Source organism: Ensifer sp. ENS02 (assembly GCF_014851885.1).
Lineage (GTDB): Bacteria > Pseudomonadota > Alphaproteobacteria > Rhizobiales > Rhizobiaceae > Ensifer > Ensifer adhaerens.
Genome location: NZ_JACVAO010000105.1, coordinates 1 through 255 on the forward strand (window position 1 = coordinate 1; position 255 = coordinate 255).

The window sequence follows — 255 nt, forward strand, 5'->3', positions numbered from 1 at the left end:
TGGCCCCGAAAGACCAGTCGTTTTCCATGAGGCTGTAGATGCGAAAGCCCGCGCGTGACGACGAGTTCCCATTGTCGGCCGGAAAATAGTTATCCGTTTGCCCGCCGTCATCGTAGCTCAGCAGGCCCTTGTTGATCTGACCGTAGAATTCGAAATAAGCATTGTCGTCGCCGAGCCGCAGCTTCGGTATCCAATGCTCGGCTTCCTTGCTGGCCTGCGCCGGCTTTGCTGGCTCCTGGGCCGAAGCAGGTGCCG

Annotated in this window: 1 pseudogene; it reads right to left on the reverse strand. The window is 58.8% G+C overall.

Annotated features, from left to right (window positions below):
- Positions 1-255 (reverse strand): annotated as a pseudogene (locus tag IB262_RS35645) (hypothetical protein); the annotation flags it as partial.